Here is a 17,154-nt window from a genome sequence, read left to right on the forward strand (position 1 = left end):
TGTCAGCCGCCTCCGTGCCGCCGCCCCGGCACGGAGCGGAGCAGACCTCGCCCGCTTCCCGGCACAGCGCGGAACCGGTGTCTCCGGCGCCTCGACGCGAGGCCGAGCCGGCCGCACCGGCGGCCCGGCGCGGCCTCGAGCCGAATGCGCCGGCCCGGCGCGGCGTCGAGTCGGACGCGCGGCTGGCGCGACACGAGGTGGCAGGACATGCGGATCCGGCGTCCGCGGCGCCGCCGCCGTCCCGGCAGCGCCCGGCCCGGCACGATCCGGTACCGGTGTCGCCGGCGCCCCGTGGCGCGGCGCAACGGGAGCCCGCGACGCGGGGCGGCGGCGCGGTCCGGACGGCGGCGCGCACCGTGGCCGAGCCGGAGCTGGACGACGGACCGGTCGGCGACTTCGAGCCCGGCGCGCACCGGCGGGAACCGCGGCTGGTCGCCGAGCTGCGGGTGATCGGCATGGTGGTCCGCCGCGAGCTGAAGAAGTACCTGCGCTCCAAGGCGAAGATCCTCTCCAGCTTCGTGCAGCCGTTCTTCTTCCTGCTGATCTTCGGGTACGGGATGCGCACGCTGGTGCGCACCACCGGCGGCGTGAGCTTCGAGGCGTTCGTGTTTCCCGGCGTGATCGCGATGACCGTGCTGGGCCGTTCACTGCTGTCCGCGGTGACCATCGTGCAGGACCGCGAGTTCGGTTTCCTGCGCGAGATGCTGGTGTCGCCGGCCAGCCGGATCTCGATCGTGCTCGGCGCGATCCTGGGCGGTGCGCTGATCTCCACCGTGCAGGCGGTGCTGCTGTTCCTCGGTGCGCCGATCATGGGACTGTTTCCCGGGCCCGGGACGATCCTCGCGGTGCTCGCCGGTACCGGGTTGATGGCCGTGGAGGTGACCGCGCTCGGGGTGGCGCTGGCGACGTTCATCGCCAAGCCGCAGAGCTTCACCGCGGTGACGCAGGCGCTGACGTACCCGATGCTGGTGCTGTCGGGCGCGCTGGTGCCGCTCGCCGGGCTGCCCTCGTGGGTCGGCACGATCGCCACGTTCAACCTGTTCAGCTACCCGGTCGACGCCATCCGCCGGCTGCTGATCGGGTCGAACGTCCGCGCCGACCAGGGTGCGCTGACCGGCCTGGTGCTGCTCGGGCACCGGATGAGCGTGACCGATGAGCTCGCGCTGACGGGCGTCTGCACGCTGCTGTTCGTGGTTCTGGCGGCGTGGCGGTTCGCGCGGGTCAGCTGACCCCGGCGTGGCACCGGACGTCGCCCAGCGCATCGAGCCCGGCGCATCGAGCCCGGCGCGTCGAGCCCGGCGCGTCGAGCCCGCTGCATGCCGATGCATCGAGCCCGCGGGTAGCCGGCGTCGCCCGCCGCGCCGGGTTGCCGCATCGCGGCCGTCGCACCGGCCGGCCGGATAGCCGAAGTCGTCTGCCGCATCACCAGACTCCCTGGAAGTCGGCGCAGCGCCAGGAGCCGTCGGCGTGCACCAGCCGCAGCGCGATCGCGAGGACCTGCCCGCGGTCGAGGTCGGTCAGCAGCACGACGACCTCGGCACGCCCCGGCAGCTGCTCGATGACGTGCAACCGGAACAGTCGGAGCCGCCGCTGCGGGTTCGGCGTGACCTGGATGAGCTGGCGAGCCGCGGCCGGCGTGGCGGGGCCGGCGAGCTGACTGGCGGGGCGCCGGCCGGCCAACACTTCGAGGTACCCGTTGATCAGCAGCCAGGCGGCCCGCTGCGCGCCGGGCGGGTGTTCGCCCGGATCGGCGCCGTCGGCGTCGTCGTCCGCCGCCGGCCGGGCCCGGGGTGGCCGGGGGGCGACGGCGGACAGCCGGGGACGCACCCAGTACGGGTCGGGGTCGTGGTCCGGCTCGGTGTCCGGCGGCGGCAGCACGCGCAGTGCGCCGAGGTCGTCGTCCGGGACCAGCCTCGGGTAGGGGCCGGGGATCGGCTCCGGGAAGGGGTCGGCGGGGAGCGGAGTCGCCATGGGGATTCTCCGAGAGGGCCAGAGGGGGCGATTGCCTTCGTTTGCCTTCGTTTGCTTCGGTTCTACCCCGATAGCTATACACGTTCCGGGCCGGACGCGCCCGTGCCCGGAGCTGACGAGTATGTGACAGACGGCGGTCACCAGGGCTTCGACGCGTGTTCGTCGGGCCGGGCCGCGAGGGTGCTCAGTCGGCGGTGTCGCGGGCGAGCAGCGGATTCTCGGCCACCCAGGCCGCGGTCTCGGCGTACTTGCGCTCGATGAACTCTTCCAGCTTCGCCCGCTCGACCCGCCACTGGCCGCGCCCGCCGATCTTGATGGCCGCCAGATCGCCGCTGCGCACCAGGTGGTACACCTGTGACTCGGTGACGTTCAGCTCGTCGGCGACGTCGGCGAGCGGCAGGAAACGAGACGACATCCGTCGACTCCCGTCGTGGGCTGGGCGGCCGGCGGCAGTGCGTCCGTTTGCCGCCGTTTGCTTGTACCGTAGCCTTGCGGCTCGGGGCACGACAGACTGCCGGGCGGTCGCACGCCAACCCGTCGGTGCCACCGCCGCGCGAGCGGGCGGTCGGTGAGGAAGGATGTGCAACCACGGTGTCCGAGGCATCGATACGCGTCTACCTGCCGGCGACGCTGCCCCTGCTCGCCCGGCTGCATGCGGACGGTGCGCTGCCCGCCCTGACCGGCCACGCGGTCACCGGCCCGCTGCGCGAGTGGTACGCGGAGGGCGACGACGAGGAACTCGAGTACGTCGCGTTCACCCGTGCGGCGCAGTCCGCGCTGGCGCTGCTCGCCGGTGACCCGTCCGCGCCGCGTCGCCGGGTGGTGGTCTCGGTCGACCTGCCACCGTCGCAGGCGCGTCCGGCGGGCGCCGAACTCGGCGACAGCGAGGTGACGGTGACCGGCTCGGTGCCGCTCGCCGCGGTGGCCGCGCTGCACGTGGACGGCGTGGACGCCGAGCCGGCGGTCGCGGCCGCAGCGGAGGTGATCGTGGCGGCGGCGAGCGGCGACGCCGACGCCCAGTTCGTCGTCGACGGCGCCGAGGACCACGAGCTGGAGTGGTACGACGTGTCCGAACTCGCCGACCTCGTCGCCGGCTGAGCGAGGCGGTCCGGCGTCCGCCGGCGGCCGGGTCAGGTGCGGGCGCGCTTGCGGGTGCCGTTGTCCGCCGGCTTGCCAGCTTTCTGGCCGCCCTTCCGGGCACCGCTGTCGCCCGCTGGCGTGCTGCTCCCGGATGAGCCCGGGCCCGCCCCGGACGACCCCTCGGCCGCGGACTGCCCCTTGGCTCCGGACGACGCCTCGGCTGCGGACTGCCCCTTGGCTCCGGACGACCTCTTGGCAACGGTCGGCCTCTTGGCTCCGGCCGCCCCCTTGACCGTGGGCGTTCCCTTGGCCGCGGACTGCCCCTTGGCTCCGCTCGCTCCCTTGGTCGCGCTCGATCCCTTGGCTCCGGTAGGACTCTTCGCCCCGTCGGAAGACTTGCCAGCCGGTGCGCTCCCGGCCGAGCTTTCGGCCCCGCCGGTGTCCTCGGCGCTGGCCCGCTTCGTGCCGCCGGTCGATCCCTTGCTGCCGGTCGATCCCTTGCCGCCGGCCGGCCGCTTGGTACCAGTCGGCCGCTTGGTACCGGTCGGGCCGGAACCGGTGCGGGCGGCGCGGTCGAGTTCGGCGGCGCGGCGTTCCTCCCGGACGGCCCACTCGGGCTTGGCGGCCGGCCGCTTCGCCGGGCGGCGGCGGCGCGGGCCGCGGGTGCGCCCGTACAGCAGGAGGGCGACGATGGCGCCCGCGAACAACAGCGCCAGGCCGCCGTTGAGCTGGTACATGCCGGCGATGTGGAAGGCCAGCTGGTCGCCGAGGTCGAGGCCGCCCGCGCTGCTGATCAGCTGCCGGTCGAACACCCAGGTCAGCGCCAGCCCGACCAGGGTGAACACGCCGGCCGTGGCACCCGCGCCGATGGTGCCGGCGATGCGCAGCCGGTTGCCGGTGCGGCGCGCGTACAGGTGGATGGCGACGCCGGCCACCACGCCGGCCACGACGAAGCTGACCAGGGCCAGCATCGACTGCGCGCTGGCGTACTTCTCGATCGTGCCCTCGCCGCCGAACAGCCTGGTCAGCGGCGTGATGAAGACGCTGCGCAGGGCCAGCACGGCGAGCGTGACGAGGGTGCCGAGCACCCCGGCGGCGACCATCAGGCCCGGCCGGACGGCGGCCGCGGCGCCACCGAGCAGCGCGCTGATCGCGATGCTGGCGCCGATCGCGAGCCGGTCGCCGGTGCGCAGGTCGGCCTCCAGCAGGTACGCGGCGCCGCCGGCGACCACGCCGGCGACCAGGCCGCCGAGAACGGCCAGCACGGTACGGCGGGCGACCCGGTCGAGCAGCGCCGTACCGTCGTGGCCGGCGAAGGCGCGGATCGCGGCGAGGCCGGCCGCGTTGCCGAGCATCAGCCCGGCGAACAGGATCGAGGACAGGAAGGTGGCCACCTGGATCGCGGCGACCGCCGGGTCGCCGGCGGCGCGGACCAGGATGTGCTCGCCGCGCAGCATCATCGCGAACAGCACGATCGCGATGACCAGCAGGATCAGGGTGGAACGCAGGCCCGGCTCGGGGAGCGCGGCGGGTCCCGAGGCGGGCCCCGACCGGGAGCCCGAAGCCGGCCTCGAATCGGACCCAGCGGCGCGCTTGGTCATGCTGTTCTGGTCCCTCCGCCCGGGTACGCCCGACGGGTGCCCAGCCTACGCCGGCCGTCGGCGCGCCCCGCGGCAGCGGCGGCCGGGTGACCGGTGGCACAACCCGGACGTACGGTAGGGGTCGAATCGCCCGGTGTCGCCGGGCAAGTTCAGAAGAACCGGAGGTCACCGGGCTGCGCCGCCGACGTATCCCAGGTGCCGTGTCAGTATTGAACCGACGTTCCGCGGGTCCCGGGCCGACCGGGGTGGCCGGGACGTGATCATCAGGAAACAGGAGGTCCGCGCCGGACCTCTCCGCGTGCCGGCCCGGCACGCACTCGCCAGCGTCGCCGAGTGAAGGTGTGGGAGATGGACTCGCTCTTTCAGGTACCCGAGCCGAGCAACGAGCCGGTGCGCACGTACGCGCCGGGCAGCGCCGAGCGCGACAGCCTGACCCGCCGGCTGGCCGAGCTGGCCGCCGACAAGGTCGAGCTGACCATGACCATTGCCGGCGAGCAGCGGATGGCCGGCGGCGACCGGTTCGCCGTGGTCCAGCCGCACAAGCACGCGCACGTGCTGGGGGAGAGCGCCCAGGCCAGCAACGACGACGTCGCGGCGGCGGTGGCGGCGGCCAAGGCGGCGGCGCCCGGCTGGCAGGCGATGCCGTACGACGAGCGGGCCGCGGTGTTCCTGCGCGCCGCCGATCTGCTGGCCGGGCCCTGGCGGGACACGATCAACGCGGCGACCATGCTCGGCCAGTCGAAGAGCATCCAGCAGGCCGAGATCGACGCGGCCTGCGAGCTGATCGACTTCCTCCGGTTCAACGCGCACTTCGGCGCGTTCATCCTGGGTGAGCAGCCGCGCAGCGTGCCGGGCGAGTGGAACCGGTTCGACCACCGCCCGCTGGACGGGTTCGTCACCGCGATCACCCCGTTCAACTTCACCGCGATCGCCGGCAACCTGCCGACCGCTCCGGCGCTGATGGGCAACACGGTGGTGTGGAAGCCGACACCGACCCAGCAGCTCGCCGCGCACTACACGATGCGGATCTTCGAGCAGGCCGGCCTGCCGTCCGGGGTGATCAACCTGGTCACCGGCGACGGGCAGGCGGTCAGCGAGGTCGCGCTGACCGACCCGGAGCTGGGCGGCGTGCACTTCACCGGTTCCACCCGCACCTTCCAGCACCTGTGGCGCACCGTCGCCGGCAACATCGAGCGGTACCGGGCGTACCCGCGGCTGGTCGGCGAGACCGGCGGCAAGGACTTCGTGATCGTGCACCCGAGCTGGACCGACCAGGAGGCGTTGACCGTCGCGCTGGTCCGCGGCGCCTTCGAGTACCAGGGGCAGAAGTGCTCGGCGGCCTCCCGGGCGTACGTGCCGCGCTCGATCTGGCAGGGCGGGCTGCGCGACAGGGTGGTGGCGACCACCGCGGAGATCAGGTACGGCGACGTGACCGACCTGGCCAACTTCGGCGGCGCGGTGATCGACCGCCGGGCGTACGACAAGCTCGTCGCGGCGATCGAGCGGGCCAAGGCGACCGAATCGTGCACCATCGTGGCCGGCGGCGGGTACGACGACAGCGAGGGCTTCTTCATCGAGCCGACCGTGGTGGAGTGCAGCGACCCGACCGACGAGGTGTTCAGCACCGAGTACTTCGGGCCGTTCATCGCCATCCACGTGTACGACGACGGTGACTTCGAGCAGGTCACCCGGCAGGCCGCGGACGCCTCGCCGTACGCGCTGACCGGTGCCGTGTTCGCCACCGACCGCGCGGTGATCACCTGGGCGAGCGACGTGCTGCGGTTCTCCGCCGGCAACTTCTACGTCAACGACAAGCCGACCGGGTCGATCGTGTCCCGGCAGCCGTTCGGCGGCTCCCGGGCCTCCGGCACCAACGACAAGGCCGGCTCCTGGCAGAACCTGGTGCGCTGGGTGTCGCCGCGGGCGATCAAGGAGACGTTCGTTCCGGTGCACGACTGGCGCTACCCGCACATGGGCTGACCGGGAAGATTCGACGAGGGGGAGGGCCGCCGGGCCCTCCCCCTCGTGTTTGTCGGTACCGCCGCTGTCAGGTGTCGTCGCGGTGCAAGGTCCGGTGCAGGAAGTCCAGGTAGGCGGGGCGATCGGCGTCGGGGAGCAGCGCGCCGGCGGTGGCCCGCTGCGCCTGGATGAGCCCGATGTAGGCGGTGTACCCGAGCACCGCCCGGAACCGGGCCTCCGTCTCGGGGCAGCCCGCCTGCCGGTACGCGGCGGCGATGAACTCGACCCGCCGCTCGGTCACCGCGGCCACTACCGGTGCGACGGCGGGATGGTCGGCGTGCGCGAGCAGCGCCAGTTCGGCCCGGTTCGCGGTGGTCTGGCCGATGGTCTTGGCGAGCAGCGCGTCCAGCCGCCGCTGCGGGTCGGTGATCGGTCCGAGTTCCTGGATCACCGCCTCGGTGTGCTGGTCGGCCCAGTGCGCCAGGGCGGCGTCGATCAGCGCGCCCCGGTTGGCGAAGTGCCAGTAGAAGCTGCCCTTGGTGGCGCCGAGCTTGGTCGCGATCGGCTCGACCGCGACGGCGGCCAGCCCGCCGTCGGCGAGCGCGGTGAGCGCCGCGTCGGCCCAGTCGGTACGAGTCAGGGTCTTCCGCATCGCGTCCGTACGCTACCGTATGGATCGACCATACGGAAGCGTACGGAGGTGTCCCGATGCTCGACCGGATGCGCAACTGGGGCGGCACCGAGGCGGACCTCGCCCGGCACTACCCGGGCGAGGACTACCTGACCGGGCCGGTCGAGCGGCTGACCAGGGCGGTGACCGTGCAGGCACCCGCGGCGGCGACCTATCGCTGGCTCTGCCAGCTCGCCGTCGCTCCCTACTCGTACGACTTGCTGGACAACCGCGGCCGGCGCAGCCCCGCGGAGCTGACCCCCGGTGCCGACCAGCTGCGGATCGGCCAGCGGCTGATGGTGTTCGAGCTGCGCGAGATCGACCCCGGGCACAGCTTCTCCGGCCGCGGCTTGCCGGCGGCGGAACGCCTGTTCGGCCCGATCGCCGGTACCTACGCGGTGGAGCCGATCGACCCGCACCGGTGCCGCCTGCTGTGCCGGCTGGTCATGGCCCGGCGTCGCGGCCCGGCCCGGCTGCTGACCCTCGCCCTGGTCTGCGGCGACCTGATCATGATGCGCAAGCAGCTTCGCACCCTGAAATCGCATGCCGAACGCGACAGCTCACCCGGGTGACCGTCCGGGCCCGCCGGCACGCACCGGAGGGCAAAGGGGGCGACTGCGACCGCGGCGAGCACGCTCGCCACCACCCCCATCGCCACCCGGTAGCGTGCGCGGATGTGACGCACACCCACGACACCCACTTCGGCGAACAGGGCGGCCTGCTCACCTACGGCAGCTACCTGCGCCTTCCCGAGCTGCTCGACCAGCAGCGACCGCAGACCGATCCGGCGGCGCACGACGAGCTGCTGTTCATCACCGTGCACCAGACCTACGAGCTGTGGTTCAAGCTGGTGCTGCACGACCTGACCGACGCCCGGGACCGGCTGCTCGCCGGTGAGACCTACCTGCCGCGGGTCCGGCTGGAGCGGTGCCGGGCGATCGGGCGGCTCGCGGTGTCCCAGGTCGACGTCATCGACACCATGACCCCGCAGGACTTCCTGGAGTTTCGTACCGTGCTCGCGCCGGCCTCCGGATTCCAGTCGGTGCAGTTCCGCGAGATCGAGTTCCTGTCCGGGCTCAAGGACCCCGGCTACGTGCGCCGGTTCCGCGGGCTCACCGACACCGAGCGGGCGAACCTGCTGCGCCGGCTGGAGGAGCCGAGCCTGTGGGACGGCTTCCTGCGGGTGCTCGCCGCGGCCGGCTTCCCGGTGGACACCGCCGAGCAGCGCTTCACCGCGTACGAGACGATCGCCCGGGACCGCGCGCGGTTCGGCCCGCTGTGGGACCTGGCCGAGGCGCTGATCGAGCACGACCAGGTGTGGGCGCTGTGGCGGGCCCGGCACGTGCTGATGGTGGAGCGCCAGATCGGCACCAAGAGCGGCACCGGCGGCAGCACCGGGTCGCAGTACCTGCGCGCCCGGGTCGAGCTGCGGTTCTATCCCGAGCTGTGGGAGCTGCGCAGCCGCCTCTGACCGGACGAAACGGCTCGCCTCCCCGCCACGCCGGGGCCGCCGGGGCCGGATCCGGCGGCCGTGCTCCCGGGTTTGTGCCACCCCTCGGCTCGGGCCCGTCCCGGCGCCGAACAAGCCCTTAGCGTGATGGCCTGAGTCAAGGGGAGGGGCCATGACGAGGACGCTGGAGCAGCGGTACGAGCTGGAGGCGGAGATCGCGTCCGGTGCCGCCGGCACCGTGTGGCGCGCGCGGGACCTCGCCACCGGTACCCCGGTGGCGGTCAAGTTGCTGCATCCCTCCGCCGCCGCGCAGCCCGACGTGGTCGCGGCGTTCCAGGCGGAGGCGCACATCCTGGGCGAGGTGCGGCACCCGGGCGTGGTGCGCGCGCGCGAGTTCCTGCACCCCTCCGACGGGACGTACGCGCTGGTGATGGACCTGGTGGCGGGGCGGGACCTGCGCCGGCTGCTGATCGCGGACGGCCCGCTCGCGCCGGCCGCCGCCGCGTCGGTACTGGCGCAGGTGGCCGCGGCGATCTCGGCCGTGCACGCGGCCGGTGTCGTGCACGGCGACGTCAAGCCGGGCAACATCCTGGTCCCCGAGCCGCCCGGTACCGACGGGGTCCGGCTGGTGGACTTCGGTGTGGCGCAACGGATGCAGTGCCCGACCGGTGCGACGCACGCCACCCCGGAGTACGTCGCGCCCGAGGTGGTGGCGGGGCGCCCGCCGGTGCCGGCCAGCGACGTGTACGGCATCGGCATCGTGGCGTACGAGGCGCTGTCCGGCCGCAGCCCGTTCCGCGGCGGCAGCGTCGACGAGGTGCTGCGCCGGCACCACGGCTGGACCGTGGCACAGCTGCCCGGGGTGCCGGAACCGTTGTGGGACCTGATCAACTGCTGCCTGGCGCTCGACCCGGCGGTGCGCCCGACCGCCGGTGAGCTGAGCGTCCGGCTCGGTGAGCTGGCACCGGAGCTGATCGGCCTGCCGCCGGTGACCCTCCCACCGGACAGCCCGACGCTGCGCCCGCGGGCCGACCGGGAGCCCACCGACGGTGGCTTCGTCAGCCTGGACAGCCTGCTCGGCTCGGCCCCGGCGGTGAGTTCCTCGGCCGAGCCGGCGCCGGCCGAGCCGGTCTGGCCGGCGCGGGTCGGGGCGGCGGCGCCGGCCGAGCCCGCTCCGTGGCGGTCCGACCGCGAGCCGGCACCCGGCGGCAACCGGACCAAGCTGTTGCTCGGCGTGGCCGCCGGCGTGGTGCTGGTGGCGTTGCTCACCTTCGGCGGCTGGCTGTTGGTGGGCGGGGGCGGCGGCCGGCCGGCCGCGCCGGCGGCGGATCCGAAGCACCCGTCCGCTTCGACGCCGGCCCGGCAGCAGCACCGGTCGGCCAGCCCGCCGCCGGCGTCGCCGAGTGCCACGCCGGGTGACGGCGGTGCCCAGGCCGGGGGCGGCGACGGGGCCCGGCCCGGCGGTGGGCAGGGCGACGGCGCCGACGGCGGCACCGGTACGGACGGCGGCGCCGGTACCGGTGGCGACGGCTCCGGATCCGGTGGCACCGCGGGTGATCCGCCCGGCATCGGCGGGCCGATGCCGACGATGGGTACGTTCGGCAACTGACCGAGCGGGCGGTCGGGTGCGGGAAACGTTGCGAGGTAACGGCGGCGCCGGTCGGGACACCGACCGGCGCCGTTCGCGACTGCCGGGCCGCCCCGACCGACCGCCTCGCCTCGCGGCCGACGCCGCGGATCGCTGGCGGCCGATGTGACTGTCCAGTTGCGACCGTCCGGCCCGGACAGTACACAATGGATCGACGAAAAGTCTGGATTTCACTGCGACGAGGTGGCAGCGTGATGGCTATGGCGGATTCTGGTCTCAACGCGACGGCGGCGGCCCTGCTCGGCCTGCTGCACGAGGGCCCGATGACGGGCGGGCAGCTGATGGCGGCGGCGGAGCGCAAGCTCGGGCCGTTCTGGTCGATGACGCGCAGCCAGGTCTACCGGGAACTGCCCGCACTGGCCGACGCCGGCCTGGTGCGGATGGGCAAGCCGGGCCCGCGGGCCAGCCAGCCCTACACGATCTCCGCGGCCGGTAAGCGGGCGTTCGCCCGCTGGCTGTCCGAGCCGGTGGGACGCGACCAGCTGCGCAATCCGGTCATCCTGCGGGTCGCGTTCGGCAAGTTGCACAGCGGGCAGCAGCTCGCCGAGCTGTACGCGCAGGCGGAGGCGCAGCACAGCGAGGCGCTGTCCGCGGCGCGCGAGCAGGCCAAGCAGGCCACGGCCGACGGCGACGAGTACGGTGCCGCCGCGCTCAACTTCGCCGTCGCCTACCATCGCGCGGCGCTGACCTGGCTGAAGAACGCTCCGCGCGGCTGACTCGACCGGACCGGTCCGCACCGGTGCGCCGGCACCCCGCCCCGGGCGGCCGGCCGGGTCCGCGGCGGGCGAGCAGACGAAGTGTCGCCCCGCCGCGTACCCTTGGCAGTCGTGACGATCCAGGACCTCGCCGACGAGTTGCGCCGCCTCGACCAGACCCTGTCCGGCATCGAGAAGGTGCTCGACATCGACCGGCTGCGCCGGGAGAAGGCCGAGCTGGAGACGCAGGCCGCGGCGCCGGACCTGTGGGACGACCAGGAGGCCGCCCAGCAGGTGACCTACCGCCTTTCCTACGTGCAGGGTGAGATCGCCCGGCTGGAGAGCCTCCGGTCCCGGGTGGACGACGCCGGGGTGCTGCTGGAGCTGGCCGAGGCCGAGGACGATGCGGGCAGCGTCGCCGAGGTCGAGGCCGAGGTGACGCGGTTGCGCAAGGCGGTCGACGAGCTCGAGGTCCGCACCCTGCTGTCCGGGGAGTACGACCAGCGTGAGGCGCTGGTCACGATCCGCGCCGGCGCGGGTGGGGTGGATGCGGCCGACTTCGCCGAGATGCTGCTCCGGATGTACCTGCGCTGGGCCGAGCGGCACGGCTACGGCACCGAGGTGTACGACACGTCCTACGCCGAGGAGGCCGGCCTGAAGTCGGCGACCTTCCAGGTCAAGGCGCCGTATGCGTACGGGACGCTGTCCGTGGAGGCGGGTACCCACCGGCTGGTGCGGATCAGTCCGTTCGACAACCAGGGCCGCCGGCAGACCAGCTTCGCCGCGGTCGAGGTGGTCCCGGTGGTGGAGAAGACCGACGAGATCGAGATCCCGGAGGACGACATCCGGGTGGATGTGTACCGCTCGTCCGGTCCGGGTGGCCAGGGTGTCAACACCACCGACTCGGCGGTGCGGATCACCCACATTCCCACCGGCATCGTCGTGACCTGCCAGAACGAGCGGTCGCAGATCCAGAACCGGGCGTCGGCGATGGCGATCCTGTCGGCGAAGCTGCTCGCGCTCAAGCAGGAGGAGGAGCGCGCCAAGATCGACGAGCTGCGCGGCGACGTGGCCGGGTCCTGGGGCGACCAGATGCGGTCGTACGTGCTGCATCCTTACCAGATGGTCAAGGACCTGCGCACCGCGCACGAGACCGGCAACCCGCAGGCGGTGTTCGACGGCGACATCGACGCGTTCATCGAGGCCGGCATCCGCTGGCGCCGGGAGCAGCAGCCGGTCGGTTAGCCGGGTCGGGCCTCGCGGCCACCGCTCGCTCTTTCGTGTCATCGGACGACGCAGTGCTCACTCCGGGGAGTGAGCACTGCGCGTTGCTGCGCCGAGCCGGACCGCGAAGAAGGTAACTTTCTGTGTGGGCGACCTCCCCAGTCGTCCACGGCCCGGGACGCTGTCGGTCGGTGGCGGTACGGGCGAAACCCCTCGGGCCCGTCGTGTTTCCGGTCGCGACGGGCCCAGCCCGTGTCGGACGAACTGCCCACAATGGCGTGATTCGCGACACCCTGAGCGGCGAATTTCGAGGTCTCAGCCACTGAAACGGCACCCATCGATGGAGGTACCGGACGAAGTGGCGTGCCTGCCCCCGCCCGCACTTGTCGCTCCGCGTAAACTTCCGACCCGTGATTCAGCTGGAGAACGTCACCAAGACCTACCCCCGGGCGACGCGACCCTCGCTGGAGGGTGCCAGCGCCTTCATCGAGAAGGGTGAGTTCGTCTTCTTCATCGGGCCGACCGGCTCGGGGAAGACCACGATCATCCGGTTGCTGCTGCGGGAAGAGACCCCGACCTCGGGTCGGGTGGTCGTCAACGGCCGCGACGTGGCGAACATGCACTCCTGGAAGGTGCCGGCGTTCCGCCGGTCCATCGGGTGCGTGTTCCAGGATTTCCGGCTGCTGCCGAACCGCACCGCCGCCGAGAACGTCGCGTTCGCGCTGGAGGTCATCGGCAAGTCACGCACCGTCGCACGGCGCGTGGTGCCCGAGGTCCTGGAACTGGTCGGCCTGGGCGGCAAGGAGAACCGGTACCCGCACCAGCTGTCCGGCGGTGAACAGCAGCGCGTCGCGATCGCGCGGGCGTTCGTCAACCGCCCGCTGGTGCTGCTGGCCGACGAGCCGACCGGAAACCTCGACCCGGACACCAGTATCGAGATCATGCGGCTGCTGGATCGGATCAACCGCACCGGTACCACCATCGTGATGGTCACCCACGACTCCAACATCGTGAACCAGATGCGTCGTCGGGTGATCGAGATCGACACCGGCCGGATCGTGCGGGACCAGCCGCGCGGCGTCTACGGCTGATCCGGGTCGCAAGACTCCCGTCCGAGATAGAGCGCGGCTCACCACCGGAAGGAAGCAGATGCGCGCGAAGTACGTCCTGTCCGAGGTCTTCCTCGGACTGTGGCGCAACGTCACGATGACGATCGCCATGATCATCACGATGGCGGTGTCGCTGTCGATGCTCGGCGCCAGCCTCCTGCTGTACTGGAAGGTCCAGGACATGCAGGACTACTTCAATACGAAGGTGGAGATGTCGGTCTTCCTCAAGACCGGCTTCACGCAGGACCAGAAGCAGCAGCTGCAGAGCGAGCTGAACAACGACAACCGGGTGTCGAAGCTTCAGTTCGAGAGCCAGAACCAGGCCTACCAGCGCTTCCGGACCGAGTTCAAGGACGCCAAGGACCTCGTCGACTCCACCAAGCCGGAGGCGCTGCCCGCGTCGTTCCGGGTCAAGCTGAAGGACCCGCACCAGTACGCCGCGGTCCAGGCCGACTACAAGGGCAAGCCCGGCGTGGAGTCGATCGTCAACCAGCAGCAGACGCTGGACAAGATCTTCTCCGTCCTCAACGGCATCCAGAACCTCGCGCTGGTGGTGGCCATCGTGCAGGGTCTGGCGGCGCTCCTGCTGGTGGCGAACACCATCCAGGTCGCCGCGTACTCCAGACGCCGCGAGGTCGGGATCATGAAGCTGGTCGGCGCGTCGAACTGGTTCATCCAGCTACCGTTCGTGCTGGAGGCGGTGTTCGCCGGCCTGATCGGTGCGGTGATCTCGTTCATCGTGCTCGGCGTGGCCAAGGCGTTCCTGCTGGACAAGACGTTGTCCGGGATCTTCACCGCCGGCATCATCCCGCCGATCAGCTGGAACGACATCCTGCTGACGCTGCCGCTGCTGTTGCTGGTCGCCGCGGTGATCAGCGCCGCGACCGGCTGGGTCACGCTGCGGTTCCGGCTGCGCACCTGACCGCCCACCCGACCGGTACCGGCCGGGCCGCCCCACCGCGGGCGACCCGGCCGGTCCGTGTCCGGGGGAAACGGTTGGACGCGGTGGGTACCCGGTCCCGTACCATGGGCGGTCGGTCGGGAAGCAGAGGTGTCGGTGCAGCTTGCCGGTACCTGTCGGGGAGTGGAGGAACGGTGCCACGGGAACAGGGGCGCAAGCTCGTCGCGTCGAACAAGCGGGCCCGGCACGACTACGCCATCCTCGACACGTACGAGGCGGGCATGGTGCTGACCGGCACCGAGGTCAAGTCGCTGCGGGCCGGGCGCGCCTCGCTCACCGACGCGTTCGCACACCTCGACGGCCACGAGATCTGGCTCTACGGGATGCACGTGCCGGAGTACGTCAACGGGACCTGGACCAACCACGCCCCGCGCCGGACCCGCAAGCTGTTGCTGAACCGGCGCGAGATCGACAAGATCGCCGGCAAGCTCAGCGAGTCCGGTGTCACCCTGGTGCCGCTGTCCGTCTACTTCAACAACGGGTACGCCAAGGTCGAGCTGGGCCTCGCCCGCGGCAAGAAGACCTGGGACAAGCGGCAGGACATCGCCAAGCGCGACGCGGACCGGGAGATCGCCCGGGTGATGGGCCGCCGCCGCAAGGGCATGACCGCCTGAGCTGGGCCGTTGCGGCCACCGCCAGAACCTCGGCTTCGGGCTGCTTGCCCGAATCATGCCCGCCCTGCCGGACGGCTGGGCGCTGCGGTACGACTACGGGCTGACCATCGGTGGCCGGCAGGCCGTTCCCGATCTGGTGGTCTTCGACGTGGAACGAGGTTCGGGTGATTCGGCCCGGTTCGGAGCTGGCGGTCGAGGAGCCGTTCCCGATCGTGCTGCGCAGCCCGGTGCGGTGAGCGATACCGGGAAGACAACCGGGGCGGTCGGACGTTAAGATCGATGTACAACTCAACAGGGGGGTGACTGGTTTCGACTTCGTACGTCGAGCCAGGGGAAGCGGGCTGAGGAAGCCGACGTCGTCTCATTAATCGGTCGTCGGAAACCAAAAAGCGCCAACTCTAAGCGCGCTGACTTCGCTCTCGCCGCCTGAGGCGAGTAGCAAGTCTGTCGGTCCGGAAGTGCCTTCGGTCCGGTAGCCGGCATCAGCTAGAGGGCTTGCTGTTCGAGTTCGGCCGCGGAACTCGGACGGGACTTTCACAGCGGCTGGGCCTGTCACATCGTCTCGCTCGCGTGATCGATGGGGCCAAGTAGAGGCATAGCGAGCTGCGCCCGGAGAAGCCCTGGCAACACAGCGAAGGACCCGGGTTCAATTCCCGGCACCTCCACCGAGTCGGATGGGCGGACTGTGCTCGCGAAGTGCGCGAGCCGGTCCGCCTCGTCGTGTTCTGCGGGGGCGCGGCCCCCGCACCCCGCGCCGGAGGGGCTTCGCCCCCCGGCACCCCCGGTGACTCGCTGGGGTGCTCTGCGCTGGTTGCTTCCGGATCGACCCTTTCGAGTCCAGGCGCGTGACCACCGCTGATATGGCGGTCGTCGCGGTGCCGGGGGGCGAGCCGCCCGGCACCGCGTGGTGGTTACCAGTTCGGCTGGCCGGGAGGTAAGGGGAGCGGGGTGCCGGGGTCGTGCACCACGTAGGTGGTGCCGCCGGAGCTGGTGAGCCAGGCGGATTCCAGCTCGGCGCGGCCGACGGCCTTACGGACCGAGGCGTCGTCGGCCGAGTACGGGTCGTTGAGCACCGGGCTGCCGTCGGCCGCGAAGCCGGCGAGGACCATCAGGTGTCCGTTGGTGCCGTAGTCGAGGCCCGGGATCTCGCCCTTCTTGAACGAGGCGGACAGCACCAGCGGGATCCCGGCCTGGATGAACAGTTCCGCTTCGGCCAGGGATCGCAGCCGGGTCACGAACCCGGACAGGCCGCCGAAGCGGGCCGCGTAGGCCGTGTTGAACGGCCAGTTGCCGCACCCGGTGTACCGGTAGTCGTACACGTTGCGGGCCGCGTGATCGACCCACGGGTCGGCGTAGCTCGGATCGACCCAGGCGTAGTCGTCCGCGGTCGGGCCGGTGCCCCAGTACGCCACGACCATCGACGTCGAGGTCGGGCTGCACCAGGCCTCGCCGCCACCGTCCCACTGCGGGTACTGGCCGGAGTGGATCTCCTGCGAGTACTGCGGCACGTCCAGCACGGTGCCGGCCGCCGCGCCGGGCGCGCTCGCGGTCGGCTTGCTGCTGGGCAGGGCGGAGGCCACCGCGCCGATCGAGCGCAGCGCGGGGGCGTCGGTACTGCCCGCGGGACGGTACAGGGTGAGCCGCAACTGCCAGCTGGCGAGCGTCACGCCGGACGCCGCGACGAACGTGTCGACCTGCACGGTGCCGGTGGCGTCGGCCTGGTTGCCGACCGAGGTGCGGTGCAGCGCGGTGTCGTCGGCGCACCACCGGCCCAGCACGTACCAGCCGGTGTTCGGGCCGTGCATCTCGACCTGCAGCCAGCTACCCCCGGGCGTGGTGGCGTTCCAGGAGCTGATCAGCTCGGTCAGGCCGAAGCCCGGGTCGACCGACGGCGACGTCCACTGGCCGTACTCGTAGCCGGCGGTCGATCCGTACGGGTCGGTGTAGTCGATGGTGCCGATCGGCTCGGTGAGCACGAGCGCGCCGTTCTCGACCGCGGTACCGGCGGTGGTGCCGGCGCCGAGTTCGGTGCCGGTCCACGACTGGTAGGCGATGTCGCGGGTGCCGGAGCGGGGCTTCGACCCGGCGAACGCGGGGCCGCCGCTCGCGAGGCCGGCGGCGAGTGCGGCGCCGCCGGTCAGAACCGTTCGTCGCTTCATTGGCACTTTCCTC

Annotated in this window: 16 protein-coding genes and 1 other RNA gene; 12 read left to right on the forward strand and 5 right to left on the reverse strand. The window is 72.0% G+C overall.

Going from position 1 to position 17,154, the window contains the following annotated elements:
• Positions 1 to 197 precede the first annotated feature (197 nt).
• Positions 198 to 1,229 carry an ABC transporter permease gene (locus tag Athai_RS04200; protein WP_203960250.1) on the forward strand — a complete coding sequence of 344 codons (1,032 nt, stop codon included), beginning with the start codon at positions 198 to 200 and terminating at the stop codon, positions 1,227 to 1,229.
• 193 nt (positions 1,230 to 1,422) lie between these two features.
• Here the strand turns inward: Athai_RS04200 and Athai_RS04205 are convergent, their stop codons facing one another.
• Positions 1,423 to 1,971: an Rv3235 family protein gene (locus Athai_RS04205; RefSeq protein ID WP_203960251.1), complete on the reverse strand. Its 549-nt coding sequence runs from the start codon at positions 1,969 to 1,971 to the stop codon at positions 1,423 to 1,425.
• A 184-nt stretch (positions 1,972 to 2,155) separates the two neighbouring features.
• Positions 2,156 to 2,386, reverse strand: a complete 231-nt coding sequence (locus Athai_RS04210) for a helix-turn-helix domain-containing protein (RefSeq protein WP_203960252.1) — start codon at positions 2,384 to 2,386, stop codon at positions 2,156 to 2,158.
• 176 nt (positions 2,387 to 2,562) lie between these two features.
• Here Athai_RS04210 and Athai_RS04215 point away from each other — a divergent pair, with 176 nt between their 5' ends.
• On the forward strand, positions 2,563 to 3,069 hold the full coding sequence (locus tag Athai_RS04215) for a DUF6912 family protein (protein ID WP_203960253.1): 507 nt from the start codon (positions 2,563 to 2,565) through the stop codon (positions 3,067 to 3,069).
• Between the two features lie 32 nt (positions 3,070 to 3,101).
• On the opposite strand, the gene Athai_RS04220 is transcribed toward Athai_RS04215, so the two are convergent.
• Positions 3,102 to 4,652: a collagen-like domain-containing protein gene (locus tag Athai_RS04220; RefSeq protein ID WP_203960254.1), complete on the reverse strand. Its 1,551-nt coding sequence runs from the start codon at positions 4,650 to 4,652 to the stop codon at positions 3,102 to 3,104.
• 348 nt (positions 4,653 to 5,000) lie between these two features.
• Between Athai_RS04220 and pruA the strand changes: the two genes are divergently transcribed.
• Positions 5,001 to 6,632 carry an L-glutamate gamma-semialdehyde dehydrogenase gene (gene pruA, locus Athai_RS04225; RefSeq protein WP_203960255.1) on the forward strand — a complete coding sequence of 544 codons (1,632 nt, stop codon included), beginning with the start codon at positions 5,001 to 5,003 and terminating at the stop codon, positions 6,630 to 6,632.
• Between the two features lie 67 nt (positions 6,633 to 6,699).
• On the opposite strand, the gene Athai_RS04230 is transcribed toward pruA, so the two are convergent.
• On the reverse strand, positions 6,700 to 7,263 hold the full coding sequence (locus Athai_RS04230) for a TetR/AcrR family transcriptional regulator (protein WP_203960256.1): 564 nt from the start codon (positions 7,261 to 7,263) through the stop codon (positions 6,700 to 6,702).
• Between the two features lie 56 nt (positions 7,264 to 7,319).
• Here Athai_RS04230 and Athai_RS04235 point away from each other — a divergent pair, with 56 nt between their 5' ends.
• From Athai_RS04235 to ssrA, 9 genes are all read left to right on the forward strand, one after another.
• Positions 7,320 to 7,853, forward strand: coding sequence for an SRPBCC family protein (locus Athai_RS04235; protein WP_203960257.1), 534 nt, complete (start codon positions 7,320 to 7,322; stop codon positions 7,851 to 7,853).
• 104 nt (positions 7,854 to 7,957) lie between these two features.
• Positions 7,958 to 8,752 (forward strand): tryptophan 2,3-dioxygenase, encoded by a 795-nt coding sequence (locus tag Athai_RS04240; RefSeq protein WP_203960258.1) that lies wholly within the window; start codon positions 7,958 to 7,960, stop codon positions 8,750 to 8,752.
• Between the two features lie 151 nt (positions 8,753 to 8,903).
• Positions 8,904 to 10,340 (forward strand): serine/threonine-protein kinase, encoded by a 1,437-nt coding sequence (locus Athai_RS04245; protein ID WP_203960259.1) that lies wholly within the window; start codon positions 8,904 to 8,906, stop codon positions 10,338 to 10,340.
• A 239-nt stretch (positions 10,341 to 10,579) separates the two neighbouring features.
• Positions 10,580 to 11,095 carry a PadR family transcriptional regulator gene (locus Athai_RS04250; RefSeq protein WP_203960260.1) on the forward strand — a complete coding sequence of 172 codons (516 nt, stop codon included), beginning with the start codon at positions 10,580 to 10,582 and terminating at the stop codon, positions 11,093 to 11,095.
• A 111-nt stretch (positions 11,096 to 11,206) separates the two neighbouring features.
• A complete protein-coding gene (prfB, locus tag Athai_RS04255; protein WP_203960261.1) occupies positions 11,207 to 12,319 on the forward strand; it encodes a peptide chain release factor 2 in 1,113 nt (370 codons plus the stop codon).
• Positions 12,320 to 12,708: 389 nt separating this feature from the next.
• Positions 12,709 to 13,389 (forward strand): cell division ATP-binding protein FtsE, encoded by a 681-nt coding sequence (gene ftsE, locus Athai_RS04260; RefSeq protein ID WP_030449370.1) that lies wholly within the window; start codon positions 12,709 to 12,711, stop codon positions 13,387 to 13,389.
• A gap of 58 nt (positions 13,390 to 13,447) precedes the next feature.
• Positions 13,448 to 14,329 (forward strand): permease-like cell division protein FtsX, encoded by an 882-nt coding sequence (gene ftsX, locus Athai_RS04265; RefSeq protein ID WP_203960262.1) that lies wholly within the window; start codon positions 13,448 to 13,450, stop codon positions 14,327 to 14,329.
• 173 nt (positions 14,330 to 14,502) lie between these two features.
• A complete protein-coding gene (gene smpB / locus Athai_RS04270; protein ID WP_203960263.1) occupies positions 14,503 to 14,982 on the forward strand; it encodes an SsrA-binding protein SmpB in 480 nt (159 codons plus the stop codon).
• 295 nt (positions 14,983 to 15,277) lie between these two features.
• Positions 15,278 to 15,650: a transfer-messenger RNA gene (gene ssrA / locus Athai_RS04275) on the forward strand.
• Between the two features lie 243 nt (positions 15,651 to 15,893).
• Here ssrA and Athai_RS04280 read toward each other — a convergent pair.
• Positions 15,894 to 17,141, reverse strand: coding sequence for a C39 family peptidase (locus Athai_RS04280; protein ID WP_203960264.1), 1,248 nt, complete (start codon positions 17,139 to 17,141; stop codon positions 15,894 to 15,896).
• Between the last annotated feature and the right edge of the window lie 13 nt (positions 17,142 to 17,154).

The organism is Actinocatenispora thailandica, from assembly GCF_016865425.1.
GTDB classification, from domain to species: Bacteria; Actinomycetota; Actinomycetes; order Mycobacteriales; family Micromonosporaceae; genus Actinocatenispora; species Actinocatenispora thailandica.